The organism is Brevibacillus invocatus (assembly GCF_003710915.1).
In the GTDB taxonomy this organism is placed as follows: Bacteria; Bacillota; Bacilli; order Brevibacillales; family Brevibacillaceae; genus Brevibacillus; species Brevibacillus invocatus.
Genome location: NZ_RHHR01000010.1, coordinates 148,901 through 175,811, shown reverse-complemented (window position 1 = coordinate 175,811; position 26,911 = coordinate 148,901). Strand labels below are relative to the sequence as shown.

Genomic DNA, 26,911 nt, shown 5'->3' with positions numbered 1-26,911 from the left:
GGAGGTCATGGTATATGGAAAAAAAGAAAAAATGGGATTTGCCCCATTGGGTAACGCCAGGTGTCTTCTCTGGCCAATATGTCGTCGATGAGGCAGTAGAAAGAATCACATGCTTGAAACCGGTGGAAATGAACCTGCAAAAACCGCAGGTGGTTGAAAAGAAGGTAGAAGAGAACCTAAAGGAACAAATTCAGCGGCTGGAGCTGGAGCTGAAGGAAGTGAAGGAGCAGCTTGCTGCGTGGGAAAAGCGCAGCCTCGAAGCTGAAGAGGCGCAAACGAAGGAAAGACAGCATTTGTATCAGGTTGTGCTGTCTTTGAAAAAGGAGTGGGAAAACGAGCGACATGCACATCGCGATCATTAGTCCCGGACCATTCTCCGTTCCCCCTGTCAAAGGCAGCTCAGTCGAGCATGATATTGATGAAGCGACGAAGATGATGGATCCAGAGCATCAGATCACGATCTATACACGCAAATGCGAGACCTATCCAAAATCAGCGATGGAAGAAAATCGGCATTTCGTCAGATTTCACTACAACGGTCCGAAGCCCTATATGCAAAAAATCATCAAGCATCTTCGCAAGAATAAACCGGATGTCATCATGGTGGAGAATCGACCTGCGTATGTGCTGACCTTGAAGCGCCATTTCCCCAAAATCCCGGTCTTTGTTAATATGCATTCCCATGTCTACGCTTCCCCTTCGATCATAAGCAAAGAAAAAATGAGAAGGGTCGTGCGTCTCACGGAGGGTTTTCTGACCAACAGCGAGTATTTGCGGCGTCATTTTATGAAGGCTTTCAGGATTCCGGCGAAAAAAATACATGCTGTGCATCTCGGGGTAGATGTTTCTCCTTATCAGGTGGCAAAAATCCACTACACAGTAAAAAAACTGCGCAAACAGATCGGACTGAAGCCTGAGCACCGCGTTTTGTTCTACGCTGGCAGGTTGATGCGAGCCAAAGGTGTCCACGTCTTGCTGAAGGCTTTTCGAAAGGTAAGTGAGCAGGATCCTCTGGCTCGTCTCGTCATCGTAGGGGGTACGGGCTATGGCAGCAATCGATTGAACCCTTATGTACGAGAATTGCGGAAATTGGCCAAACCTCTCGGAGACAAGGTGAAGTTCGTGAATTTTGTTCCGAGTGCCCAAATGCCTCTTTATTATCAGATTGGTGATGTCGTGGCAACGCCGTCGGTATGGCAGGAAGCGTTTTGCCGTGTCAATCTGGAGGCGATGGCATCAGGCAAGCCTGTCATTTCTACACCGCGCGGAGGTATCGGTGAAGTAGTGACACATCAGGGAAGTGGGATATTGATTCCTCCCAAGGATTGGAGTAGTGAGCTTCCCGCAATCTGGGAGGTCATGTGGAAACATCCGCAAATTCGCGTGGAAATGGGAAAACAAGCCCTGCAGAGAGCCAAGCAGTTTTCCTGGTATGCGACCGCACAAGGATATTTGCGTGTCTTTAAGCAAGCCCTAGAAAAACGACAAAACACGAGACAGCAGCTTCCTAAAGCGGGGTGACAATCGCGGGAAAACGCTAGGTTTACGCCCTTTCTTTCCCCAGTGTGGACGTTTGCCCTGTCCAGATACGCAGATGTGCATACGTTGTAAGTATCACAGAGCACAACTGGGGAGTGATAGATGTGAAAGGGTTAATCTTATGTGCTGGGCGTGGCACGCGACTGCACCCCTTTTCCTATTCGCAACCAAAGACCCTCCTCCCTGTGGCCAATCATCCAGTTTTACACTCTTGCATCCGCAAGCTGCGTGAAGTGGGTGTTGATGACATCGGGATCGTCATTCACCCTTCCCAAGTGCAAATTCCTCCTCTAGTTGGTGATGGTAGTCAATTCGGGGCTACCATTACCTTTATTGAGCAAAAGGTTCCCTTGGGAATCGCACATGCCGTCCAATTGGCACAGTCGTTTTTGCAAGACGAACCGTTTGTCTTGTTGTTGGGCGATAACTTGCTGATGGATTCGCTGCACGGACTGACGCGTGCTTTTGAACGTACACAATCCGACGGTGTCGTGATGCTAAGTGAAGTGGAGAGACCACAGGATTATGGGATTGCCGAAGTGAAAGATGGGCGTCTCATTTGTGTTGAGGAAAAACCAAAACAGCCCAAGAGTAATTTGGCGGTGATTGGTGCTTATCTTTTCACCAAACCCATCTTTGAGTCGATTGCTACACTGCAGCCCTCGGCCCGTGGGGAGTACGAAATTACAGATGCCATCCAGTCGATGATTGATCGTGGCTACCATATGGCGCATGCCATTACGAGCGGCAAATATTCCGACGTGGGAACAATCGATCGCTGGCTGGAAGCAAATCGCTGGATGCTGGAAAAAGAGGTTGGATATTCACATCAGGTAGGAACGAGCAGCGTCCTGGAAAACTGTGAAATCGTTGGCCCCGTCCTGATTGGTGAGGGTTGTCACATCAAAAATTGCCGACTGGGACCGTTTGTATCCGTGCAAGATGGCGTGCAATTGGAAAATTGTGTTCATATCGAAAACAGCATTCTTTTAGAAAACAGTTCGTTGAAAAATGTCGACTGGAAACTGACGGACAGCGTATTTGGTCGGTCCTCACATTTGACAGGCCAATCAACGGACAGCATTGGCGTTATTATTCTGAGTGACAAATCATCGATTCGAATACCAGCTGTCAAGAGGGAGGAGCTATGAGTCCGACCTTTACTGTTGTGATCCCGACTTACAATCGGGCAAAGTTTATTCGCAAAGCGATCTCCAGTGTCATGAAGCAAACGTCAAAAGACTGGAACTTGTTGATCATGGATGATGCCTCTACCGACAATACGCGAAAAAAAGTAGAAAAATACTTGCACCTTCCAAACGTGATGTACTATCGGATGGAAAAAAACTCAGGAATCTCCAAAGTGATGAACCAGGCGCTTGCCCTAATCAATACCCCCTATCTGTTGCAATTGGATTCAGATGATTGGCTGCCAAAGCGCACGCTTGCCGTAATGAAGAAATACATTCACAAAAGCAGAGCAAAAACAGCTCTATACTACGGGAATGTAAAGATTTGGCGTGTGAAGCGAGGTAAGTACTACAATCCATTTTTAGTGCGGCACAAACATTTTCGCAACAAGTATCAGTTTTTGAAATACAACCGCTGGATGGTGGCGCCACGCTGCTATCGTGTTTCTGCTTTGCATGAGGTCGGAGGCTGGGACACCTCTGATAAATACCAAGGACGGATCATGGAAGACCGCCGCATCATTTTGCGACTGATCGAAAAGTACCCTGTACGGTTTATTAACCGCAAATTATACAATCGAACCAAGCATAAAGGGCAGCTGACGGACGGGAAAATGAAAAGAAGAAGAAACCACCTGCGGAAGAAAACCTTTTCCTACTATTTGAAACGTTGGGGGAACAAATATAGAGCAGTCTACGGCTATAGGGAAGGCTACCTGGTCATCAGAAAGCTGAAGAAACGAAGAGGGAGGCGTCGTCGTCGATGACAAAAGCTCTTGTCACCGGATGTGCCGGATTTATCGGATCGCATTTGACGCAGCGCTTGCTTCGTGACGGCGCTACCGTGATAGGAATAGACGGTTTTCTCGACAATTATGATGTCGCTGCCAAACTGCGTAACCTGGCGGAAATCGGAACCCATCCGGCCTTCACCTTTCATTCAGCCATGATCCAGGCGAATCGATGGGAGGAGTGGTTGGAGGGAGTAGATGTCGTCTATCATCTGGCTGCCCTCCCAGGCGTAAGGAGCAGTTGGGGCACAGCCTTTACTGACTATGTGAGTCACAATATTCTGGGCACACAATCCCTTCTGGAGGCGTGCCTGAAGCTCCCAAAGCCACCTGTCATCGTAGCGTCTTCTTCTTCGTCTGTGTACGGCACCATGGATGGCGATAAAACAGACGAACAGACGCCGTTGCGCCCAATCTCGCCCTATGGGGTGACCAAGGCGTCGATGGAGCAAATTTGTCAGGTGTATGTAAAAGCATTCGGGCTGCCGGTCACCATGCTCCGCTACTTTACCGTATATGGGCCCAGACAACGCACGGATATGGCTTTTCACCGATTTTTTCGCCATCTGATGAAGGGGGAGACCGTCTCCATCTACGGCGACGGACAGCAGAGTCGGGATTTTACTTTTGTCACGGATGCGGTGGAAGCCAACATCTTGGCGGCTCAGTACGCAGATCCGGGAGATATTTTCAATATTGGTGGCGATCGCGAATTCAAACTGATTGATGTCCTGAACCTCATGGGAAGCTTGCTGAATGTCTCTCCAAAGATTACCTACATGGCTGATTCAGCAGGAGATTCCAAACGCACCAGTGCAGACATTCGTTTTGCCACCGGGAAATTAGGTTACAAGCCACGGGTCGCCTTGGAGGAAGGGCTTCGATTGCAATTAGCAGACTTACAAGCGCAAGACAAGGGATAAGAACGAAAGGATAGGAGGCCGGTTATGCATCGCGTCCTCGTTTATCGAAGAAAGTTTCTTCCGAAAAGTGAAACCTTTATATACGAGCAGCTACTTGGCCACCGACAGGTCGAACCAATCGTCTTGACGCGACAAAGGCACATGAACAAAAAGCTTTTTCCCTTCTCGCCGGTCTATGTGCGCAAGCATTTGACCGGCCTCTCCACATGGTTGCGAAGAAAAAAAGTGAAATGTCTGCACGCTCGGTTTGGTCCTGCTGGACTGGAGCTTCTCCCGTATGCTCGCAAAGCAAAAATCCCTTTGATCACCTCCTTTCACGGTTTTGACGCAACGAAGAGGGTACGGGAAAATCCGTCTTATCGGCGCGCGCTCAAACGCTTGTTTCGCAAAGGAATGGCCTTTACAGTTGTCAGTCAACACATGAAGCGAAGGCTGGTTCGCTTGGGTTGTCCTGCTAAGAAAATTACGTTGATCCGGTCCGGGATTGACTTGCGAAAATTTCCCATGCAGGCCCCCCAAGCTGTAGCCAATGACGAGTACCGTCTGCTGAGTGTTGGACGACTGACAGAGAAAAAGGGAATGGATACATTGATTAAAGCCTTCAAGCAAATACGGATCAAGTATCCCAAGGCCAAATTGATCATAGTCGGTGACGGAGAAGAAAAGCAGAAATTACGGCGGATGGTGAAGAAATACCAAATCGAAAAGCAAGTTGTGTTCAAAGGGGCGCTACCCCACCACGCGGTGCAGCGTGAACTAGCGCGCTGCCATCTTTTCGTGATCGCCTGTAAAACGGCTAGGAACGGAAATCAGGAAGGTATTCCCAATGTCTTGATGGAGGCGATGGCGACAGGAAGACCGGTGATCTCGACCTATCATGCAGGCATACCAGAGTTGATTGAACATAAAGTGAGCGGTTATTTGGTCCCTGAGCGTTCCTCGACAAAGCTGGCAAGGATGATGGAGCATGTGTTGGAGGCGAGGGGAGACTGGCCGCATGTAGTGGAGCGGGCGAGGGAAAAAGTAGAACGCAGTCACGACATTTCAAAGCAGCGAGCGATTTTGGAAGACCTCTACCTGCGTGTGATGAAAAAATGATGGGGTGAAAGAATGAAGGTTGCCGTGATCGGTACCGGTTACGTGGGATTGACAACGGCAGTTTCCCTGGCTGTAAAGGGGCATCAGGTGCTAGGGATCGACGTCGTTAAGCATAAGATCGATCGACTCATGCAGGGGCAATCACCGATTTACGAGCCAGGTCTTGATCAGGTGCTCAAACAAGTCCTGGAACAAGAAAACATTTTTTTTACCACCCGTCTCCATGAAGCAAAAGAAGCACAAGTCATCTTCGTTTGCGTAGGAACACCTGAGGCAGCAAATGGTGAGGCGGACTTGACTTATTTACATGCTGCACTTCAAGAAATTGAAGAGCTGCATTCCCAGGCGCCGGTGGAGCGAGTGGTGGTCATCAAAAGCACCGTGCCTGTCGGGACTGGAGACCATGCCGCAAGCAGGCTGTGTCACTGTGCCGACCTGCACGTTGTTTCCAATCCGGAGTTTCTACGTGAGGGGTGCGCATTGGAAGATGCCCTGCAGCCATCCCGAATCGTCGTGGGTGCGGATAGTCAAAAAGCGATGAATATCATGAAGGAGATGTACAAGGGCATCTCAGCACCCTGGGTAGAGACGACGCGTGCGAATGCCGAATTGATCAAGTATGCATCCAACGCTTTCTTGGCTACACGCATATCTTTCATGAACGAATTGGCCAGACTGAGCAGCGAAATCGGAACAGACGTATCGACCATTTCACAGGGGATGGGTCTCGACAGCAGGATCGGACCACAGTTCCTTCGCGCAGGTGTCGGCTATGGTGGCTCCTGTTTCCCGAAGGATACGATTGCTTTGCTGAATCTTGCCAAACGACACGGCGTAAACCTGTCGATATTGGAAAAAGTGAGGGAGGTCAATGCTACCCAGCCTCTCTGGTTCCTAGAGCAGCTCCACAAACAAATGCCTGATCTGTATGGGAAACGAATCGCGTTGCTGGGCCTCGCATTCAAACCGGATACCGACGATATCCGTGAAGCCCCCTCCCTGACTATTCTGGATGCCTTACAGAGGTCTGGGGCATTGATCGTCGCCTACGACCCTGTGGCTTCAAACCATGTAAAGGAGCTTTTCCCGGATGCAGAATACACTTCGACACCTGAGGCTGTCTTTCAAGGGGCGCATGCTGCTCTCTTGGTAACGGAGTGGAAGGAGTGTGTCGAGCTGGATTGGGCAAAGATCATGGAAATGATGGAAGTCCCCCTGCTTTTTGACGGGAGAAACGCTTGGCCTGCAAGAGCGTTAGAGGAAGCGGGCTTTTTCTATAAGGGGGTTGGAAGAAGCTGACTACTCCACATCAGGAGAGTTGGCTTTTTCTTTTGGCAAGATAAGACCATGTCTATTTGAACAGGGAGAGAGAATACGATACGATACAGGTAGGATCATCCAGTGAAGTATGAAGGAGTGAGGAAGTTGAGTAAAAGTAAAACTCTGCCGAAACGTAGTGAAATTGCAGCAGAAGACAAGTGGCGTCTAGAGGATATTTATCCCACTGATGCAGCCTGGGAACAAGATGTACAGAAAGCAAAGAAGCTCTCAGATGAGCTGGCTGCCAAGAAGGGAACGCTGAGTCAGTCCGCGCAGCATTTGCTGGATGCTCTCACCCTGCAGGATGAATTGTTGAAAACGCTGGATCAGGTCTACGTGTATGCGCGCATGAGACGTGATGAGGACAATGCAAACAGCACCTACCAGGGCTTGACTGACCGTGCTACTGCATTGAGCACACAAGTGTATGGCTCCACTTCGTACATACAGCCAGAGATCCTGGACATTCCGACGGAGGAGCTGGAGTCGTGGATCAACCAGAATTCCGGCTTGGCCCATTACCGGATCTTGCTTAATGAAATCACCCGATTCAAGCCACATACGTTATCGTCGGAGGAGGAAGAGCTCCTGGCCAACATGAGCGAACTGGCTTCAGCGCCCTCCAAAATCTACGGCATGCTGAACAATGCTGACATCAAGTTCCCCATGATCAAGGACGAAAATGGGGAAGAGGTAGAGCTGACAAAAGGTCGCTACACGCAGTTTATGGAAAGCAAGGATCGCAGGGTGCGCAAAGAAGCATTTGAGGCTCTGTACAGCACATATGGCAAATTCCGCAATACAATTGCCGCAGCATTGACTTCGTCAGTAAAAGCAGATGTCTTCTACGCACGTACACGGAAGTATCCTTCTGCTCTTTACTCTGCACTGTTCGCGGACAATGTGGACGTATCGGTATACGACAATCTGATTGCGACGATTCGTGAGCACTTGCCGCTCATGCATCGCTATATCGCCTTGCGTAAAAAAGCGCTCGGTGTCGACGAGCTGCACATGTATGATTTGTATGTGCCGATCGTTCCGGAAGTGGATATGAAAATTCCTTACGACGAGGCTGTTCAAACCATCAAGGAAGCACTGCACCCGCTAGGCGACGACTATGGTAAAGTGCTTGGGGAAGGCTTCACCAATGGCTGGATTGATGTGCATGAAAACGAGGGAAAAACAAGTGGCGCCTACTCCTGGGGGGCCTATACGACTCATCCGTTTGTCTTGATGAACTACCAGGACAACGTCAACAACATGTTCACTCTCGCTCATGAAATGGGGCATGCCCTGCACAGCTATTATTCGAACAAAAATCAACCGTACACGTATGCCGATTATAAAATCTTTGTTGCGGAAGTGGCCTCTACCCTGAACGAAGCCCTTCTCATGGATCATCTGCTCAAAACCACGACTGACAAGCAAAAACGGATGTACCTGATCAACTACTACCTGGAGCAATTCCGGGGGACGGTTTTCCGGCAGACCATGTTTGCGGAGTTTGAGAAAATCATACATGCCAAGGAAGAGGAAGGTGAGCCGCTGACAGCTGACCGCCTCAATGAGCTGTATCGCGAGCTGAATGTGGCGTACCACGGACCAGAGATGGTTATAGACAAGGAAATTGATCTGGAGTGGGAACGAATTCCGCACTTCTACCGCCATTTCTACGTCTACAAATACGCGACAGGTTTTTCCGCAGCGACCTCTCTCTCCAAACAGATATTGGAGGAAGGAGAACCGGCTGTGAACCGCTATCTGCAATTCCTCAAGGGGGGCAGCTCGGACTATCCGCTCAACCTCCTGAAGGGTGCAGGGGTAGATATGACTTCGCCAGAGCCGATTCGCGAAGCATTGGCCGTGTTCAAGGAATTGCTGGAAGAGATGGAGCAGCTCATCGCAGAATCGTAAAAGTGCTTAATACCAAGACTACAACCGCCTAGAGGGAAAACTCTGGCGGTTTTTTTTTGTACTATCGGAAAGTTTAAGTGCGCTAAAGCGCTAAAAAGATTAGCGGAAGATAGTATAAGTGCAACTAAGGCTCCGCCAAAAGCTTGGCGTAGCCAAGTTTTCTAATTTAGCAGGCATGCTCTCCGTCTTGAGGAGGAGGAAAAGTTCCACCCGTTGACTGTTTGGTGTAGAGGTAAAAACTGGCACAATAACGCAAGAGAATGATTGAGAGGTAAATGGAGGAATTATTGTGAACAGACGAACGACCATGATCCTTGCATCACTTTTGCTCGTAACAGCTGGCTGCAGTGGAGCGCCGGAGGAAGCCAACCTAGCCCAAGCAGAGACTGTGCAGGCAAAGGTGGTAGAAGTGGTTACTGTAAAAAAAGAATCAACACCAGTCTTTATGGAATTGACAGGCATCATGGAGGCCAAGCGCGAGGCCGTACTGCCATTTGGAACAGGAGGCACGATTTCGTCTATCGGTGCGGTCAAGGGAGCCAAAATCACGGAAGGTCAGCTACTGGCTACTCTGGATACCCAATATTATCAGAAGGAAGTAGAAGCAGCTTCCAGTCAGGTGGCCGAAGCGGCAGCCCGCAAGTCGAAGACATTAAAAGGAGCGACAGAAGAGGCGGTTGAACAACAAAGATTGCAGGTCACAAGCGCGCAAAATCAGCTGACGAAGGCGAAGCAAGAGGTTGAGACAGGAGAAAAGCTACTCGCAGGCGGAGCGATATCGCAAAGTGAAATGGACCAGCGCAGAAGAGAGCTGACGAATGCTGAGATTTCGGTGAAAAATGCACAGCTTGCTTTAGACTCCTTGCTGCGTGCAGCTGAACCGGAGGATGTGGCAATGGCCAATGCATCAATCAAGCAAGCGGCAAGCCAGGTGGAAAGAGCCAAAAAAAGCATGGACGATGCAAGGATTACGGCTCCTTTTGCCGGGACCGTTGTTGATGTGTTTAAGCAGGTAGGCGAGCAGGTATCTCCAGGTGAACAAATGATCCATGTGGTGGATTTGTCTGAAGTAAAGGTAACGTTGGATGTTACGAATGACGCTATCGCCCTTTTTTCCAAAAACGGCAAGGTTCAAGTCGTTTCTCAGGATCAAGAAAGCAGGGAAGGAACCATTACGTTCGTCTCGCCTGTTATTGATAAACAGACTGGTCGGTATCGGGTAGAGGTCGCGGTCTCCAATCCGAATGGGACCCTGCGTGGAGGGATGTCTGCAACGATCAAGGTTCAACGTCCTATCAATGGCTTCCTCGTTCCGCTGGAGAGCGTGGGTGTGAGCAAGTCTTCCAACTACGTGATGGCGGTTGTAGATGGGGTCGTAGTGAAAAAAGAAGTGGCAATTGGACAATTGACAGGCGATCACATTGAAATCTTGTCAGGAATCAACGATGGGGACCAACTTTTGAAAAGTGGGATTACCTTCTACGTTGAGGGACAAAAAGTTGAGGCGAGAGGAGAATAAGCATGATTCGAATGATTCTCTTCCTGCTCAAACGAAGACTGATCGTCTATCTGATTACGTTTCTGATTGTGATCGCAGGCATCGGTTCGTTGTTCACTTTTAACATTGAATTAGTGCCCAAATCCAACTTTCCATGGCTTACAGTCAATGCAGCGGGAGGAGCCCTGCCGCCTGAAGAAATGGAAGAAAAGGTGACCAAAAAGATCGAGCAGGAGCTCAAATCGATTTCCGGAATCAAAGAGTACTCATCCAGTACAAGTACAGGTCGTAGCTCTATCCAAATCATCGCAGAGGAAGGTCAAGGGGAAAGGGTCAAGCAGGAAGTTCAAAACGCAGTAAACAGGGTTCGCAACGATTTTCCGAAAGCTGTCGATACCATCAACGTGAATCAAGCCAATCTCGGGGATGACGCGCTGATCGACTACGCACTCGTCGGAGCAGATCCTCAAGCAATGCTTGGCTTGGCCAAAACAACGATCAAGGATCGCATTGAAGCAGTACCTGGAGTCAAGGAAGTAGATATATCGGATCGCAGCTTTGAGAACAAAATCGCGATCACCTTGCTTCCAGAGCAATTGAATGCGTATCAGACAACACCTGCGCAAGTCATCGGGCAGCTCCAGCAGACGAACTGGAAACAGGCTGTAGGCACATTGGAAAACATCGGTTTTGATACCGTAGTCATGATTGATAATACGTATAATACTGTTCAGGAAATGAATCAGCTCACCATTGACACCCCGCGTGGCATGGTGGCTTTGAGTCAGCTCGCGCGGGTTGAAGATCTGCGTGGAAAAGTGAAGGACTCCGTCGCTTTGACCAACGGAGGAGTATTTATCTATCTTTCGGTAAAACGTTCAGATGGCAGTGATCTGATCACGACGCAAGGCGAAGTGGAAAAGGTCGTTCAGCAAATCAACGCAGAGGCCAGTGGTCAATATGAACTGAAAGTGATGGTAGAAGCCGTCTCCTACATTAAGCACGCTGTCAGCAATCTGAGTCGCGAGTTGATGATTGGTGGAGCACTGGCGATACTCATACTGTTTCTTTTCTTACGCAATTGGCGGGTGACGCTGGTTATTGCGACAACTTTGCCCCTATCAGCACTGATGACCTTTATTGCGATGAAGATCGGCGGCTACAACATCGATATGGTTACCTTGATTTCCCTCAGCTTGTCGGTCGGGCTGATCGTAGATGCCGCAATCGTGGTTCTGGAGAGCATCTATCACTTCCGCGAGAAGGGGGAGCCGCTCTCGCAAGCGATTGTAAAAGGAACGCGCGAGGTTCTGACACCTGTTTTTACGTCTCAATTAACCATCATCGTCGTCTTTTTGCCACTCGTCTTTGCTGATTTTGAAGACTGGTTAAAGCCGATTTTGGCGACGATTGCCTTCACGGTTTCATCTGCCATCATTGCATCTACCATTGCAGCATTCTTTTTTGTCCCTGTATTTTCAGACCGATTCTTGCAGAAAGACAAAAAAGTAACTCTGGAGGGTGAGTCTCGAGACCATGTCATCGTGAGAGCCTTTCAGCGCATTTTGAAATGGGCATTGCGCCATCGGGTCAAAACGGTGATTGCCTCCATTTTGTTGCTCGTGGGCGTAGGTTTCATGATGCCCATGATGAAAATGGGCCAAGGCATGGATGTAAATGAAAACCTCGTATTTGCCAACATCAATATGCCAAAAGGATCTACGCTGGAGGCGACACAGCAGGTTTCCATGCAGGCAGAACAAGCACTGCGTGATATGCCGGAAGTGAAAGATGTGTTTTTCTTTGCGAGCAAAAGCTCCTCCGAGATTTTCATTTCCTTGAAAGGAAAGAAAGAACGAAGTCGTGACAAGGAAGCGTTGACTTTCGATATCAATGAACGGCTGAAGGCGATCGAAGGCACGGAAAGCATAACGACAGCCTTTGGGGGGCAGGGTACGGAAGCTCCGATTCAACTGGATATCAAGGGTGACGATATGGAGCAGATGGCTAGCATCTCCAAAGAGGTTGAGGCCATGCTCGCTAGTATTCAAGGTGTCAATAACATTCGCAATGACTTTCAGGAAGGGAAAGAAAAAGTAACCCTGATTCCCAAGCAAGAGGCGTTGGCTCGTTTTGATGTCGATCATCGCTCCATGCTGCAACAGATCAGCACACTGATTGGAACACAATCGGTTACTTCCATCTCCAAGGATGGACTGGACGTTGAGGTTGTCGCCCAAATGCCGGAAGATTGGCTGAAGCATCCAGAACAACTGCGTCAGATTATGATTACTACAAATTCTGGTGCGCAGGTTCCTCTCTCGGAGCTGGTCGAGGTGACCTATAGCAAATCACCGGTCGTGATCGTACGGGAGCAGGGAGATCGCATTGTGACGGTATCAGCAGAGCTGCTAGGCACGGATCTCGGTATTGTAGGACGCGAAATCGGAGTAAAATTGCCCAATCTCGCTGTTCCAGCCGGCTATGAGGTAGAGATTGCAGGGAAGCTGAAAGAGCAAAGTGCAAATATGACACAAGGACTTCTCGTATTTGCAGGTGTTCTCGCTTTGATCTACGTGATTATGGTGGCTCAGTTTGGCCGTATTTCACAGCCTCTGATCATTTTGTTAACGATTCCGATGGCCTTAGTTGGTGTCGTGATTGGATTTGTTGTCACACAACGGATATTTGGGGAAATGGCGATGATCGGCATGATCATGCTGATCGGGATCGTCGTGTCCAATGCCATCCTGTTGATTGATAGAATCAATTTGCTGCGTGAACGTGGGATGAGTCTGTCAGAAGCGATTGTACAGGGAACCAAGGAGCGGGTTCGTCCGGTCATCATGACGAAACTGACGGCTATTCTCGGCATGCTGCCCATGGCTCTTGCGATGGCGGAAGGCTCCGACCTTGAAGCGCCACTCGCCACAGCGGTCATCTCAGGACTTGTGTTCCATACGATGGTAACTCTCATTCTCGTTCCGGTGTTGTACTCCTTGTTTGAAGGTGCCAAGGAAAAGCGAATCGCGCGAAGAGAAGCGAAAAGGGCAGCAAAAAAAGCAATCGTAGAGCCCGTTTAGAATCGTAATCGAAAAAAACAAAGTAAAAGGGGAGGGGAAGTGTGCTTGCACCTCCTCTTTTGCTTTTCGTTCATCTGAAAGTTCTGTAGAATAAAAGGTAAGAAGAATACATAATGATATTTTCAAATCGAGAGGGGTATGAAAATGGATTTGCAATTACAGGGAAGAACAGCAATCGTACTCGCTTCAAGTAAAGGATTGGGCAAAGCGACAGCAGTGTGCTTGGCTCATGAAGGCGCTAACGTGACCATCTGCGGCCGCGATGAAGCAGCACTGTCAAAAGTAAAAGCAGAGATCTTGCAAGCGACAGGAAGAGAGTCTCTGGCTGTAGTAGCCGATGTGACGCAAGCAGCAGATATTTCGCGCATCGTAGAGGAAACCGTTGCGCGTTTTGGCGGCGTTGACATTTTGATCAACAATTCCGGCGGACCGACACCAGGCAGGTTTGATCAGCTTGAGGATGAGCATTGGATCAAAGCGTTTGAATTGAATCTGCTCAGCTACGTTCGCGCGATCCGCGCCGTCCTGCCCCATATGCGTGCCAAACAATTCGGACGGATTATCAATTTCACCTCGTCCTCCATCAAACAGCCTTTGGAAAATCTGATCCTTTCCAATACCTTCCGCACGGGTGTCGTGGGACTCGCAAAGACCTTATCCACAGAGCTTGGCCCGGATGGCATTTTGATCAATACGATCGGACCGGGAAGGATTGCGACAGACCGCGTGGCACAACTGGATCAAAATCAAGCAGAGCGTACCAACATGACGATGGAAGAAGTGCGTATCCAGGAAGAGTCCTTTATTCCACTTGGCCGATATGGACAACCGGATGAATTTGCGCGGATGGTTACCTTCCTCGCCTCCCCTGCCAATAGCTACGTTACGGGACAGGCATTGCTGGTGGACGGAGGTCTGGTCAAAGCCATATAAGCTCAACAAATGAAATCGTAAAGGGGTCTTTACATGAGCAAAGAAAGTTCTTTTGACATTGTCTCCAAGGTAGATTTGTCGGAAGTGACCAACGCGATTCATACTGCGGTCAAGGAAATCGAAAACCGTTTTGATTTCAAGGGCAGCAAGAGCAGCATTTCATTGGATAAGGAAGAGCTCGTGCTCGTTTCGGATGATGAGTTTAAGTTGGGCCAGGTCAAGGATATTTTGATCAGCAAGCTGGTGAAGCGGGATGTCCCGATCAAGAACCTGGATTACGGAAAGATCGAGCCTGCAGCGGGTGGAACCGTACGGCAGCGCGTCAAGCTCGTGCAAGGGATCGATAAGGAAAATGCGAAAAAAATCACGAATATCATCAAGGATGCAGGTTTGAAAGTGAAGACACAGATCCAGGATGATCAAGTGCGCGTGACGGGAAAAAGCAAGGATGAGCTGCAGATGATCATTGCAGCGATCCGCAAATCAGACCTGCCTTTGGATGTGCAATTTATCAACTATCGGTAAAGACTAGAAAAGTTTTGCTTCTAATAGATCTTCTTTTCGCGTATGCATGTACAAATAAGTGACAAGCACTAGCGAAAGGGAGAGGCGAGCCATGAAGGTCTTTATTATCAGTATGCGTAATCTCATTTTGGGTGGAATCGTTTTCCTGATTGTTCTGGTGGCAGGGATCATGCTGTTGGTGAAGGATCCATTGAACGTCTCTGACTCCTACAGACCAGGTGGAGAAAGTGTTCCAGCCTCAACCGTACCGGTGAACAAGCCAGTCGGTTCAGAAAAGCCTTCGTTGAATTTGGACATCGCTGTAGATGGCACGACAGCGGAAGTTTCCTTGTTGACGCAGAACTTCCAGTTTGTGGATGAGAACGGGGACATGAGTCAAACGCCTGTTTTCGGAGAAGGTCACGCACATCTCTATCTCAATGGAGAGGCAAAAGGAATGATCTATCAACCCGAGTTTCTCTTGAAAAAGCTGCCCAAGGGCGAGCATGAACTGCGCGTGGAACTGAATTACAGCAACCATCTGCCGTACAAGGTGGAAGCCGTACAAAATTTCGTAGTGAAGTAAGGAAAAAGCGTTCCGATTGGGGGACGCTTTTTCTTTTTTTATTCGGGAAGGAATATATTAGGAGATACAGAAGTGTTATTTTGTGAACATTCAGTCTAATGATGCGGAGGTGGCGCGATGCTGCGCACGATCACCATTGGAGATCTGCTAGATGAGACAACAGAAAAATACGGGCAAAAGGAAGCGCTGGTCTATCAGGAAAGAGGGCTGCGCTATACGTATCAGGAATTTCAGGAAATCTGCAATCAAGTGGCAAAAGGATTCATGTCTCTCGGTATTCAAAAAGGAGAGAATATGGCGATTTGGGCGACCAATGTACCAGAGTGGGTCATTACCCAGTTTGCTTCCGCGAAAATGGGAGGAGTGCTGGTCACGGTAAATACCAGCTATCGAACCCACGAGCTGGAGTACCTATTGCGCCAGTCGGAATCCACCACGCTTTTGCTAATTGGCTCTTTTCGTGATGCCAATTATGTGGACATGGTTCGTGAGATCTGCCCGGAGCTCGATCATTGTGAGCCAGGCAAGCTTGAGTCAGCGCGTCTGCCACATTTGAAAAATGTTATTTATCTAGGAGAAGATCGTCAACCTGGTATGTTTACCTGGAAAGATCTGTTGGAACGAGCTACTCTTCTGGATGAGCAGGAGCGTATAAAGAGACAGCGATCCCTCGATCCGGATGATGTGATTAATATGCAATATACATCAGGTACAACAGGCTTTCCAAAAGGCGTCATGCTTTCCCATTCCAATATCGTCAATAATGCGATCAAGGTCGCTGAATGCCAACGTCTCGGTGCGGAAGACAGAGTATGTATTCCCGTTCCTTTTTTCCACTGCTTTGGCTGTGTGATGGGGACTTTGGCTTGTGTAGCGACTGGTGCCACGATGGTGCCGGTAATCGCCTTCGAACCGGGTCTGGTGCTTTCTGTCGTGGAAAACGAGCACTGCACCGCTCTGTATGGCGTACCTACGATGTTCATTGCCGAACTGAATCATCCCAGTTTTGAGCAGCGTAATCTGAGTTCGTTGCGCACAGGGATCATGGCTGGCTCGCCTTGCCCGATCGAGGTGATGAAAAACGTAGTCGAAAAGATGGGGATTCGAGATATCACGATCGCCTACGGGCAGACGGAGTCTTCACCAGTCATTACCCAGACTAGACCGGAGGATTCAATCGAACGAAGAGTGGCGACGGTGGGGAGAGTTCACGACGGGGTAGAGGCAAAAGTGGTCGATCCTGTGACAGGCGAAACGCTGCCTGCAAATGTCCAGGGAGAATTATGCACCCGTGGCTATTTGGTGATGAAAGGCTATTACAATATGCCAGAACAGACGAAGATGGTCATCGACGCTGAGGGCTGGCTGCATACAGGCGATTTGGCGACCATCGATGAGGAGGGCTACTATCGGATCACGGGAAGACTAAAGGATATGATCATTCGCGGAGGGGAGAATATTTATCCCCGTGAGGTCGAAGAGTTCCTCTATGCACATCCGAAAATTTTGGATGTGCAGGTCGTAGGAGTACCCGACAGCAAGTATGGAGAGCAGGTTCTTGCTTGCATTCGCGTCAAGCCGGGAGAAGACTTGAAGGTTGAAGAGGTGAAGGAGTTCTGTGACGGAAGAATCGCCCGGTTCAAGGTTCCTCACTATATTCAGTTTGTTGAAGAGTATCCGATGACAGCGTCAGGGAAAATACAGAAGTTCAAGCTACGGGAACAAGCGATGCAAGCCATTGGGTTAGAAACTAAGGGACAAAATGATACCGCATAAGTCTGATTCTCTTTACAATCAGGCCCTCGTCCACTATGATGGTGGGAAATGTAGGGAGAGGGGCAGCTTAGAATGGAAATACGCCTACTGGTACCGAACGATGCTCAAGCGTTGGCGGCCATACGACTAGAAGCATTGGAGCAGGAGCCGGAGGCGTTTGGCGCCAGCTTAGAGGAAGAAAAAAAGAAGAGCCTGGAGGATTGGCAAGCAAGATTAGCCTTGTCCAATCAAGGAGAGAGCGGCTATTTTGGCGCTTTTGAAGAAGGGGAAATCGTCGGGCTCATCGGCTATTTTCGCCATAAGGGTGCGAAGGTACGGCACAAGGCAGTCATCGTTTCGATGTATGTGAAGCAAGCACACAGGGGCACAGGTGTAGCACGAGAGCTCATGCAGGCGACCCTGGCGCATTTGCAGGCTTTTGGGGATATCGATCAAGTGCAGCTTGCCGTCGTTACTTCGAATCAGGCAGCAGTCCGTTTTTACGAAAAAATGGGTTTTCAGCCATTCGGTCAAGAGAAAAGGGCATTGAAGATCGGAGATAAATACGTAGACGAGACCCATATGTATTTGCTTTTTTAGCATCTACATAAAAAGCGAAGGCATGAAAGCTAGTAGCTCCATGCCTTCGCCTTTTCACGTAGCTTCGGCCTGATTAGCGGCGAGCTTCGTAAGCAGCAATTTTATCTTCGTATTGAAGGGTAATGCCGATGTCATCCAAGCCGTTGAGCAAGCAGTAGCGGCGATAGGAATCTACCTCGAACGGGTAGGAGAGACCATCGTTGTCTTTGACTACCTGTTCCTGCAGATCAATAGTCAGCTGATAGTTCTTCTGTCCTTGAGCGCGTTTGAACAGTTCGTCGACTTGTTCTTCGCTCAGCTTGATTGGCAGAATGCCGTTTTTGAAGCAGTTGTTGTAGAAAATGTCAGCAAAAGATGGAGCGATGACTACACGGAAGCCGTAGTCAAGCAGGGCCCAAGGAGCATGCTCACGAGAAGAGCCGCATCCGAAGTTGTTGCGGGCGAGCAGGACCGTAGAATCCTTGTACTCAGGTGTGTTCAAAATGAACGAATCAATCGTGCTGCCATCTACTTCAAATCTCCATTCGTAGAACAGAAACTGTCCAAATCCGCTGCGTTCAATGCGCTTCAAAAACTGTTTGGGGATGATGGCGTCCGTATCTACGTTTACACGATCAAGTGGGGCAGCCACTCCTGTATGGATGACAAATGGGTTCATTGGAATACCTCCTTGCTAGCGTTCTCGCTTTTCCATTCACGCACATCTACGAAGTGTCCAGCGATCGCTGCGGCTGCTGCCATCTCTGGGCTTACCAGGTGTGTACGTCCACCGCGTCCTTGACGACCTTCGAAGTTACGGTTGGAAGTGGAAGCACAACGCTCGCCTTCACTCAGGATGTCTGGGTTCATCGCGAGGCACATGGAGCATCCAGATTCGCGCCAGTCGAAGCCAGCTTCTTGGAAAATCAGATGCAATCCTTCTTGCTCAGCAATTTGCTTAACCAGTTGGGAGCCAGGCACGACCATCGCATGTACGGAAGGGGAGACCTTGCGTCCTTTTGCCACCTCAGCAGCTTTGCGCAGGTCTTCGATACGGCCGTTGGTACAAGAGCCGATGAAGACACGGTCGATCTTGATTTCGCTCATTGGCGTTCCTGGAGTCAGACCCATGTAGGCGAGTGCATCCTGAGCCGCTTTGCGTTGGTTGGCTGTTTCGAAAGATTCCGGTGCTGGAACGGTTTTGGTGATGTCCGTACCCATTCCAGGGCTTGTTCCCCAGGTTACTTGTGGCGCAATCGTCGTAGCATCGATTTCGCATACGGTATCGTACTGCGCACCTTCGTCTGTAACCAGCTGCTTCCACGCTTCTACTGCTGCCAGGAAGTCTTCTCCTTGAGGAGCAAAGCGCTTGCCTTTCAAATAATCAAATGTCGTTTGGTCAGGTGCGATCAAACCAGCGCGTGCGCCACCTTCAATGGTCATGTTGCAAACCGTCATGCGCTCTTCCATGGTCAGCTTGCGAATTGCAGCTCCGGTATACTCGATGACATAGCCCGTTGCGAAATCAGTTCCGTATTTTGCGATGATCGCCAAAATTAAGTCTTTTGCGCTAACGCCGAATGGCAAATCACCATTTACGCGAACTTCCATTGTTTTTGGTTTCGATTGTTGCAGACATTGAGTAGCCAGTACGTGCTCAACCTCACTGGTACCAATACCAAAAGCAAGTGCACCGAAAGCGCCGTGAGTAGAGGTGTGGCTGTCTCCACAAACAATCGTTTTACCAGGAGAAGTCAAGCCCAGCTCAGGTCCGATAACGTGAACGATCCCTTGATCCGGGCTGTTCAGGTCAGCGAGTGTGATTCCGAATTCTTCACAGTTCTGGGTGAGGGTCTCCATTTGCTGACGGGAGATTGGATCTTTGACATTAAAGCGGTCAGCAGTCGGAACGTTATGATCCATGGTCGCGAAAGTCAGGTCCGGGCGGCGAACTTTGCGTCCAGCGAGACGGAGTCCTTCAAACGCTTGTGGTGAGGTTACTTCGTGCACCAGGTGCAGGTCGATATACAGCAGGCTCGGTTTCCCTGCTTCTTCGTGGATGACGTGGTTGTCCCAAATCTTTTCAAACATCGTGCGGGGTTTCATCATTCTTTTTCCTCCTTCGTGCGAAAAACTCTTATCAAGGTTGTATCATGGCAATGAAAATAGATCAAAGATATAATAATTATGAGAAGGATAGTTTTTGCCTATCGGGAGGTTTTTATGGAGTTACGACAAGTCCGTTATGTGCTGGCAGTTGCGGAAGAACGCAGTTTTTCCCGCGCAGCGAATCGATTACATCTAGCCCAGCCATCACTCAGCCAACAGATTGCCAAGCTGGAAAAGCTCTTGGGTGTTACGTTATTTCACCGCTTGCCCCAGCATGTTGAGCTGACAGATGCGGGGCAACGCTTTGTACAAGTTGCCCAAACCCTTGTGGACATGTCGGACGGTTTGGAACGCGAGATGCGCTCGTATGCAGTAGGAGAGAGCGGCAAGCTGATGGTAGGGAGTCTGCCAATCACCGGAGCTTATGTATTGCCTCATGTCATTTCTGCATTTACAAAGCGCTTTCCAGGAGTCGAGCTTCAACTGGTGGAGGATACCTCTAGCCACTTGGAACAACTGCTGGTGAGAGGCAAAATAGATGTCAGCTTACTGACAATGCCGATCGGAGACCTATCCATTGAGACAATCCCTGCGATCAACGAGGAAATTTTTCTTGCCGTACCGCCTCAGCATCCGTTGGCCGAACGCGAGGAAATCGATCTGGCAGAGTTGTCGGATCAACCCTTCATTCTGTTGAAGGAAGGTCAAGGCTTCCGGACGATTTCCTTGCGCTTGTGCGAACTGGCTGGTTTTCGCCCTCGCATCGTGTTTGAAAGCAGCAATATCCAGACGGTACAATCACTTGTATCCGCTGGCATGGGATTTTCCTTTGCTCCGAAAATGATTACTCTTGCACCAGGGTCCATTGAGCCGCCGGTTTATGTGCGATTGACCTCCAAGCCAAGTCGCACCCTGGTTGTGGCGTATCGCAAGGATCGACCGTTGTCAAAGCCTGCAGAGGCTTTTGTCCAGATTCTCGTAGATCAGGGCGGACAAATCTAAAACCTTTAAGTGCACACACAAAGCGACAAAAGAAATGGCCTGTGATACACTATTGCCAAATCATTCTAGGGAGGAAACGGAAATGAGAGAAATCAAGACAGAAGCAGAGTTTGAGCAAGCTACAAATGGCCAAAAGCCTGTAATCGTAAAGTTTTACACTGACTGGTGCCCGGATTGCCACCGGATTGATCCCTTCATGCCAGAAGTCGAGAAAGCATATGCAGATAAATTGGACATGGTCGCCATTAATCGCGACACCTTGCCAGAGCTGTCTCAAAAGCTGGATGTATTCGGAATTCCTAGCTTTATCGCCTTCCACGAAGGCAAGGAGCTCATCCGCTTCGTCAGCAAACTGGGCAAAAGCCGTGAAGAGATCGAGCATTTCCTCGACCGTGCCATTCAAGTAAGCCAGGGATTGGCACAAGAGTAACGTCGATTCAGCAAGGGGACTTGAGAAAAATGCTTGATATGCATAAAGAAGGAGAATGGCTGATAGCGCATTTGCGTGAAGCAGACACAGCCATGCCATTAGGGAACCTGCTGCGGGAAGAATGGAAACTGCCTCGCAAGCAGGTCCATCTTTTGTTTCAGCATAAAGAGGTATGGCTGGACGGAACACCTGTCGCCCAGCATGTGCGCGGTGAAGCGGGCCAGGAGCTTAGAATGCGTCTATGCCAGCAGGAGCCATATGGTGTAGAGCCTGCTGTTTTTGCGCTTGATGTTCTGTACGAGGACGATCATTTGTTGATCGTAAACAAACCCGCAGGTGTATTGCTTCATCCGACTGAGCCCGAGCATCGCGGCACCCTGGATCATTGGGTGGCTGGCCATTTCGCTCGCACGGGAGTTTTCAGCAAAGTGCGCCACGTACACAGACTGGACCAGGAAACATCGGGAGTTGTGCTGTACGCCAAACACGCGTGGGCAGCTGCATTGCTAGACGAGCTGCTGCGAGAACGTCAGATCAAGCGCACCTATCAGGCCTTTGTTCAGGGACGTGTGAAAGCTGATCGAGGGAAGATAGACGAGCCGATCGGCAGGGATCGCAATCATGCCACGCGCAGGAGGGTCACACCAAATGGCGACAAGGCGGTAACACACTATCAGGTCATGAAGCGCTATCAAGATGTCACTCTGCTTCAATGCTCCCTGGAGACCGGACGTACGCATCAAATTCGCGTTCATATGAGTCACATCGGTCATCCGCTCTTGGGAGATACCTTGTACGGTGGAAAAGTCGGTCTTATAAACCGGCAAGCGTTGCATGCCGCACAGCTTCAGTTTCGCCATCCGTTTGGCGGGCAAGTCGTTCGGGTACAGGCACCGTTGCCTGTTGAGCTGCAGGCTTTGCAAAACGCCTTGAAAGAAGTGCCAAAATAGGTGTAGGTGAATAAACTGCCAGGAAGGAAACGAGGGAGGATGGTCGGATGAAACGACCCACAATCGGAATTCTAACCTGGCGGGAAGGTAAAAAGTTCGCGGAACCAGCCTACTTTCGCAAGCTGTTGAAAGCGGGGCGAGAATTGGGTTGTCGCGTCTTTTTATTTTCACCGAAAGATGTGAAGGCACATGAAAAACAGGTGAAAGGTTACGTGCTAAACGAGCAAGGTAAATGGCATGGCCAACTCTTTGATCGCCCAGATGCAGTCTTTGACCGCTACCGGTATACGCCGACGCAAGCCTTCAAGGATTACGTTGCTTTTCGGAGCAAAAGCTCCTTCTTGTATGTAAACAACAGACTAGCGAACAAATGGCGGGTTCATGATGTGTTGGTTCGGGACAGCCGCATGCATCGCTGGTTGCCAGAGACCTGGCTGTACACGAGAAGTAAACTCGCAACGATGCTGGAGCGTCACAAGATTTTGTACGTGAAGCCTATTAATGGCACGGGTGGGCGAAATATTTTACGCGTAGAAAAGATTGGCGGCGGTTATCGTTTACTCGGGCGGGATAAGCAACGCTTGAAAGTTTCGGCCATGCTAACCCAGCTCTCGGCTGTACAAAACTGGGTAGACAAATGGACGAAGGGGCAAAAATATATCGTCCAGCAAGGTCTTCACCTCGATCTCATTCCCAAGCGAACCATCGATATGCGCCTTTTAATTCAAAAGGATGGACATGGAGAATGGAGTATCACCGGTCACGGAATACGAATCGGTGGGGAACGCAGTGCAACCTCCAATTTGCACGGGGGTGGGAAAGCAGTACCAGCAGCAACGTTCCTGCGTCCCCATTTCGGTGAAGACGACACTGCGCGTATCGTGAAAGATTGCGAGGCGCTCGCGCAGCAGACAGCCGAATCCCTGGAAGCCCATTTTGGTCGGATGGTTGAATTCGGTCTCGATATCGGGATTGACGCGTCGGGGCGAGCCTGGCTGATTGAAGTGAACCCAAAGCCTGGGAGGGAAATTTTTTCGCAAATGGGCGATAAGGAGAGGTACCAGAAAGCGATACGCCGTCCTCTCGAATACGCCTTGTTTTTAGCGAGAACAAACGGGCAAAGTCAGTTAAGGATTCATCCGATACATGCTAGGAATAAAGCAAATGGTTGATTGAGAACCGGACCTCTAACAGGTCTGGTTCTTTTTGCTGTGAATAACGATCATGATGATTTTGTCTTATAAGACAATGAAGCATCATATGGGGGCACCATTGCGTCACTCCTGCTTAAAATATCAGTGGAAGCAGCAGCGGTCATGGAATGTCGCAACATTCACCCGTGGGTGAGGAAAGGGAGGGCAAGAGTTTTTTTGGCAGGGTCTCACTCTCAATGTAGGAGATAAAGGAGAGAACACATGGATATACAGGCGACGAAGCTATTGCTATTTTCTATCTCATGTTTGACGAAGATCGGGGTACCACAGGATGAAGCCGACCTGATATCGAAAACCATGCTGAATGCGGACGCGCGTGGGATTCACAGTCACGGTTTTATGCGGCTTCCCGTCTATGTGAGAAGGATACAAAAGGGCTTGGTGCGCAGTGAAGCTTTGATCACGACCCTTCGTGATGAAAAGGCTATTGCATTACTGGACGGGAATGGATCTATGGGACAGATCGTAGGGAAGAAAGCGATGGAGCTGGCGATGGAAAAAGCCAAAAAATACGGAGTAGGCATGGTATCCGTCCAAAAGAGCAATCATTTTGGAATTGCAGCAGGATACGCAATGATGGCTAGCATGCAAGGAATGATAGGGATTGTGATGAGCAACACCACGCCTTTGATGCCACCTACGGGCGGGGCAGAAAAAGTGCTAGGCAATAATCCACTGGCAATAGCTGCGCCAACCGATGGGAGATTTCCTCTTCTTCTCGATATGGCACTCAGTAATGTCGCATTTGGAAAAATCGTTTACGCCAAAACAATGGGAGAATCGATTCCAGAAGGATGGGGTGCAGACCGGGAAGGTAAGCCCACTAGGGACCCAGCCGCTGTCGTAGAAGGGGGCTTCGTTTTACCTTTGGGTGGACCAAAAGGCTTTGGATTGGCTCTTATGATCGAACTCCTGACAGGCGTATTGTCGGGTGGAGTGTTCTCGAAAATGATTCCCTCTTTCTATGACTTTTCGCAAAAGCAGGAAATCGCGCATTTCATGATAGCCATCCAAATCTCGTCATTCATGGAAGTGCAGCGCTTCAGAGAGCAGGCATCGACTCTCGGTGCCTACGTGAAGAGTGCTGTTCGTGCGAGCGGTGTGGAGGAGCTGTATCTGCCTGGAGAGATTGAATTTCTCCAAGAAGAAGAAAGAATGAAAAACGGAATCGTGATCAGTGAGCATGTGCTGGCAGAGCTTAATCAACTTGCGGACTCTCTCGGTGTACCAGCTCTATATAAATAATTCGATTTTTCTACAAAACTCTCCAAGATTTGCTAACGTTTTTTGCAGAGTGGCAGGGGAATGTCAATGTTGGTCGAATATCATGATGAATCGAGTAACGGAAAGGATCCGTCTGCATTGTGCGACGGTTTTTTTCTTCTGTTTACACGTATATCAGCGCTCTGCGATGGTTAAACCCCGGCCACTTTTGGCGAGAATGGAAACAAAGGAGTGATAACCGTGGAGCAATTGCTTCAATTGGTGAAAGATTACTGGCCAGTTGCGTTGTGCATCATCCTTGTCATTTTGGCAGCACAATGGCTCGTCAAAGGATTAATTCGAATCCTTTCTATGTTTGTCCTGATCGGGGTCGTCCTCGTTCTCTTTTTTCAATTTTCACCCGAGCAAGTCATTCAGATGGGGCGGACAGCCGTACAAGCAACCCAAGAGATTGTGGACAAGACCATCACTCCCATTCTGGATGCAGAACTGAAGGATGCTGATATTACGTTTCAGCCGGACGGTAGCTATGAAGTGAAGACAGCCAGCATCCGCATCGTCGGGGTCAAAGGAGAGACCAAGGCAACAGTCTTCTACAAGGACGAAAAATGGGAAGTGGATATTGGGCAATTGGGCTCGTTGTTTCAAGAACGCCTCGGCAAGGCGGAAGCAGAGAAAACGACTTTATAGCGGTAGAGAAAAAACGCAGGGCGCCAAGTGGACGCTCTGCGTTTTTTACGTTGGTTCTTAATGGTTGAGCAAAGGTGGGGCGATGCGCTTGTGACTCTTTTGTTCGTAGGCATAGGCGTAGCGGATGAGAGCAGACTCCTGGAAGGCTAGACCTGTAAACATGATGCCAAATGGCTTGCCTGCCTGTGTATAGCCGGCAGGTACGGTGACGGAAGGATACCCAGCACGCGCTGCGATCGAAGCTCCTTCACTCATCGGGAAGACCAAACAGTCCAGGTTGTGCTCGTTACAGACGGCATCGATCCCTTGATGCTGAGACATCTCCAAATCATAAAGGCGAGTAGTGATATATTCCGGCTCCGTCAGCGCACCGCTTGTTTTCTCTGCTTTTTCGAAGAGAATCTGTCCATAGCGCAATGCTTGCTCCTCATGCTGCTGGTTCCAGAGCATGATGTCCTTTAACGTTCGCAATGGAAAAGATGCCGGAAGGGTTTTTAAGTACGCATTCAAGCCGGATTTGAACTCATGGATCAGAACGAGATTTTGCCAGTTGGCTTCTTCGGATGGAATCGTGATCGAATCGATGACGGTAGCCCCTGCTTCCTTCAGCACGGTGATTGCATCTTCATACAATGCCTGCTCATCTTGAGCGAATTTCGCGATGTAACGGGAGCGTACAATCCCGATCCTTGCCCCACGCAACCCGTCGAGGTCGAGACTGGACCGGTAGTCGGCTGGGACGAGACCTTTGCTTTTGCCCGTAGCGGGGTCTTGTGCGTCGATTCCAGCCATGACGCCTAGCAAAATGGCTGCATCTTCTACCGTACGAGCCATCGGACCTGCCGTATCCTGACTCGTGGCGATCGGAATGATTCCCGTGCGGCTGATCAGACCAACAGTTGGTTTGATGCCGACCAATGAATTGCGGGCGGCAGGATTCAGAATAGAGCCGGACGTTTCCGTACCAACTGCTGCCACGGCAAAGCCCGCTGCAATTGCGGCTCCCGACCCTGCACTGGAGCCACCGACATCCAAGCTTCCTGGTCCGTACGGATTGAGTACTTGTCCGCCACGGGAGCTGTATCCGTTTGGCATGTGATCCGAGATGAAATTCGCCCATTCCGTCAGATTTGTTTTACCAAGCAACACAGCTCCGGCATCTCGAAGGCGGGACACGAGAAAAGCATCTGCAGAGGCATAAGAGTCTGCCATGGCGAGTGATCCAGCCGTCGTGTGCATGCTGTCATGTGTCGCTATATTATCCTTGATCAGGATCGAAATACCATGCAGCGGGCCGCGACTTCCGGTCAAAGCGCGTTCCCGGTCCATGGCATCAGCGATATGTAGGGCATCCGGATTGATTTCGCTGATTGCGTTTATAAGCAGTCCTTGTTTGTCATTATCGGCAATCCTTTTCAAAAAAGCTTGAGTTAGCTCGCGCGATGTCGTTTTACCCTCTTCCATCGCTTGTTGCCATTCCAAAATTGTGGATTCATGGTTAAGTGTCATCTATCTCACCTATTTTCATTCAATTTGGACTTCTTCTTATCTTACTTCAATTTATGATAAATGGAAG

At 49.4% G+C, this 26,911-nt stretch carries 24 protein-coding genes; 21 read left to right on the top strand and 3 right to left on the bottom strand.

The window, feature by feature from the left end:
- Positions 1 to 14 precede the first annotated feature (14 nt).
- From EDM52_RS06860 to EDM52_RS06790, 15 genes are all read left to right on the top strand, one after another.
- Positions 15 to 362: a hypothetical protein gene (locus tag EDM52_RS06860; RefSeq protein ID WP_122908270.1), complete on the top strand. Its 348-nt coding sequence runs from the start codon at positions 15 to 17 to the stop codon at positions 360 to 362.
- The gene (locus EDM52_RS06855) at positions 343 to 1,521 is read left to right on the top strand and encodes a glycosyltransferase family 4 protein (RefSeq protein WP_122908269.1); all 1,179 of its coding nucleotides are present in this window, start codon (positions 343 to 345) and stop codon (positions 1,519 to 1,521) included. The genes EDM52_RS06860 and EDM52_RS06855 overlap by 20 nt, the downstream gene beginning before the upstream one ends.
- Positions 1,522 to 1,643: 122 nt before the next feature.
- Positions 1,644 to 2,690, top strand: a complete 1,047-nt coding sequence (locus tag EDM52_RS06850) for a glucose-1-phosphate thymidylyltransferase (RefSeq protein ID WP_122908268.1) — start codon at positions 1,644 to 1,646, stop codon at positions 2,688 to 2,690.
- Positions 2,687 to 3,496 (top strand): glycosyltransferase family 2 protein, encoded by an 810-nt coding sequence (locus tag EDM52_RS06845; RefSeq protein ID WP_122908267.1) that lies wholly within the window; start codon positions 2,687 to 2,689, stop codon positions 3,494 to 3,496. The genes EDM52_RS06850 and EDM52_RS06845 overlap by 4 nt, the downstream gene beginning before the upstream one ends.
- Positions 3,493 to 4,443, top strand: a complete 951-nt coding sequence (locus tag EDM52_RS06840) for an NAD-dependent epimerase/dehydratase family protein (protein WP_122908266.1) — start codon at positions 3,493 to 3,495, stop codon at positions 4,441 to 4,443. The genes EDM52_RS06845 and EDM52_RS06840 overlap by 4 nt, the downstream gene beginning before the upstream one ends.
- 24 nt (positions 4,444 to 4,467) lie before the next feature.
- A complete protein-coding gene (locus tag EDM52_RS06835) occupies positions 4,468 to 5,541 on the top strand; it encodes a glycosyltransferase (protein WP_122908265.1) in 1,074 nt (357 codons plus the stop codon).
- A gap of 12 nt (positions 5,542 to 5,553) precedes the next feature.
- Positions 5,554 to 6,840, top strand: coding sequence for a UDP-glucose dehydrogenase family protein (locus EDM52_RS06830; RefSeq protein ID WP_122908264.1), 1,287 nt, complete (start codon positions 5,554 to 5,556; stop codon positions 6,838 to 6,840).
- Positions 6,841 to 6,966: 126 nt separating this feature from the next.
- Positions 6,967 to 8,778, top strand: coding sequence for an oligoendopeptidase F (gene pepF / locus EDM52_RS06825; RefSeq protein WP_122908263.1), 1,812 nt, complete (start codon positions 6,967 to 6,969; stop codon positions 8,776 to 8,778).
- 289 nt (positions 8,779 to 9,067) lie between these two features.
- Complete coding sequence (locus EDM52_RS06820) at positions 9,068 to 10,297, top strand: efflux RND transporter periplasmic adaptor subunit (RefSeq protein WP_122908262.1); 1,230 nt, start codon at positions 9,068 to 9,070, stop codon at positions 10,295 to 10,297.
- Positions 10,298 to 10,299: 2 nt separating this feature from the next.
- Positions 10,300 to 13,359, top strand: a complete 3,060-nt coding sequence (locus tag EDM52_RS06815) for an efflux RND transporter permease subunit (protein WP_122908261.1) — start codon at positions 10,300 to 10,302, stop codon at positions 13,357 to 13,359.
- Between the two features lie 144 nt (positions 13,360 to 13,503).
- On the top strand, positions 13,504 to 14,292 hold the full coding sequence (locus EDM52_RS06810; protein WP_122908260.1) for an SDR family oxidoreductase: 789 nt from the start codon (positions 13,504 to 13,506) through the stop codon (positions 14,290 to 14,292).
- Positions 14,293 to 14,325: 33 nt separating this feature from the next.
- The gene (locus EDM52_RS06805; RefSeq protein ID WP_122908259.1) at positions 14,326 to 14,817 is read left to right on the top strand and encodes a YajQ family cyclic di-GMP-binding protein; all 492 of its coding nucleotides are present in this window, start codon (positions 14,326 to 14,328) and stop codon (positions 14,815 to 14,817) included.
- Positions 14,818 to 14,908: 91 nt separating this feature from the next.
- Positions 14,909 to 15,382 (top strand): hypothetical protein, encoded by a 474-nt coding sequence (locus EDM52_RS06800; protein WP_122908258.1) that lies wholly within the window; start codon positions 14,909 to 14,911, stop codon positions 15,380 to 15,382.
- A 117-nt stretch (positions 15,383 to 15,499) separates the two neighbouring features.
- A complete protein-coding gene (locus EDM52_RS06795; protein WP_122908257.1) occupies positions 15,500 to 17,158 on the top strand; it encodes an AMP-binding protein in 1,659 nt (552 codons plus the stop codon).
- 72 nt (positions 17,159 to 17,230) lie between these two features.
- Entirely contained in the window at positions 17,231 to 17,737 is a 507-nt protein-coding gene (locus tag EDM52_RS06790) for a GNAT family N-acetyltransferase (protein WP_057133989.1), read from the top strand.
- A gap of 73 nt (positions 17,738 to 17,810) precedes the next feature.
- Here the strand turns inward: EDM52_RS06790 and leuD are convergent, their stop codons facing one another.
- Complete coding sequence (leuD, locus tag EDM52_RS06785) at positions 17,811 to 18,395, bottom strand: 3-isopropylmalate dehydratase small subunit (protein ID WP_057133987.1); 585 nt, start codon at positions 18,393 to 18,395, stop codon at positions 17,811 to 17,813.
- The gene (gene leuC / locus EDM52_RS06780; protein WP_057134010.1) at positions 18,392 to 19,822 is read right to left on the bottom strand and encodes a 3-isopropylmalate dehydratase large subunit; all 1,431 of its coding nucleotides are present in this window, start codon (positions 19,820 to 19,822) and stop codon (positions 18,392 to 18,394) included. Before leuC ends, leuD begins: the two co-directional genes overlap by 4 nt.
- A 117-nt stretch (positions 19,823 to 19,939) precedes the next feature.
- Here leuC and EDM52_RS06775 point away from each other — a divergent pair, with 117 nt between their 5' ends.
- The 6 genes from EDM52_RS06775 to EDM52_RS06750 all read left to right on the top strand — a co-directional run bounded on the left by EDM52_RS06775 (position 19,940) and on the right by EDM52_RS06750 (position 25,335).
- A complete protein-coding gene (locus EDM52_RS06775) occupies positions 19,940 to 20,827 on the top strand; it encodes a LysR family transcriptional regulator (RefSeq protein WP_057133984.1) in 888 nt (295 codons plus the stop codon).
- A gap of 82 nt (positions 20,828 to 20,909) precedes the next feature.
- The gene (locus tag EDM52_RS06770; RefSeq protein WP_057133983.1) at positions 20,910 to 21,257 is read left to right on the top strand and encodes a thioredoxin family protein; all 348 of its coding nucleotides are present in this window, start codon (positions 20,910 to 20,912) and stop codon (positions 21,255 to 21,257) included.
- A 29-nt stretch (positions 21,258 to 21,286) separates the two neighbouring features.
- Positions 21,287 to 22,207, top strand: coding sequence for an RluA family pseudouridine synthase (locus EDM52_RS06765; RefSeq protein ID WP_122908256.1), 921 nt, complete (start codon positions 21,287 to 21,289; stop codon positions 22,205 to 22,207).
- Positions 22,208 to 22,254: 47 nt separating this feature from the next.
- Positions 22,255 to 23,379, top strand: coding sequence for a YheC/YheD family endospore coat-associated protein (locus EDM52_RS06760; protein WP_122908255.1), 1,125 nt, complete (start codon positions 22,255 to 22,257; stop codon positions 23,377 to 23,379).
- Positions 23,380 to 23,622: 243 nt separating this feature from the next.
- Positions 23,623 to 24,666: an Ldh family oxidoreductase gene (locus tag EDM52_RS06755; RefSeq protein ID WP_122908254.1), complete on the top strand. Its 1,044-nt coding sequence runs from the start codon at positions 23,623 to 23,625 to the stop codon at positions 24,664 to 24,666.
- A 219-nt stretch (positions 24,667 to 24,885) separates the two neighbouring features.
- Complete coding sequence (locus tag EDM52_RS06750) at positions 24,886 to 25,335, top strand: hypothetical protein (RefSeq protein WP_057134008.1); 450 nt, start codon at positions 24,886 to 24,888, stop codon at positions 25,333 to 25,335.
- Positions 25,336 to 25,392: 57 nt separating this feature from the next.
- On the opposite strand, the gene EDM52_RS06745 is transcribed toward EDM52_RS06750, so the two are convergent.
- A complete protein-coding gene (locus tag EDM52_RS06745) occupies positions 25,393 to 26,844 on the bottom strand; it encodes an amidase family protein (RefSeq protein WP_122908253.1) in 1,452 nt (483 codons plus the stop codon).
- Positions 26,845 to 26,911 lie beyond the last annotated feature (67 nt).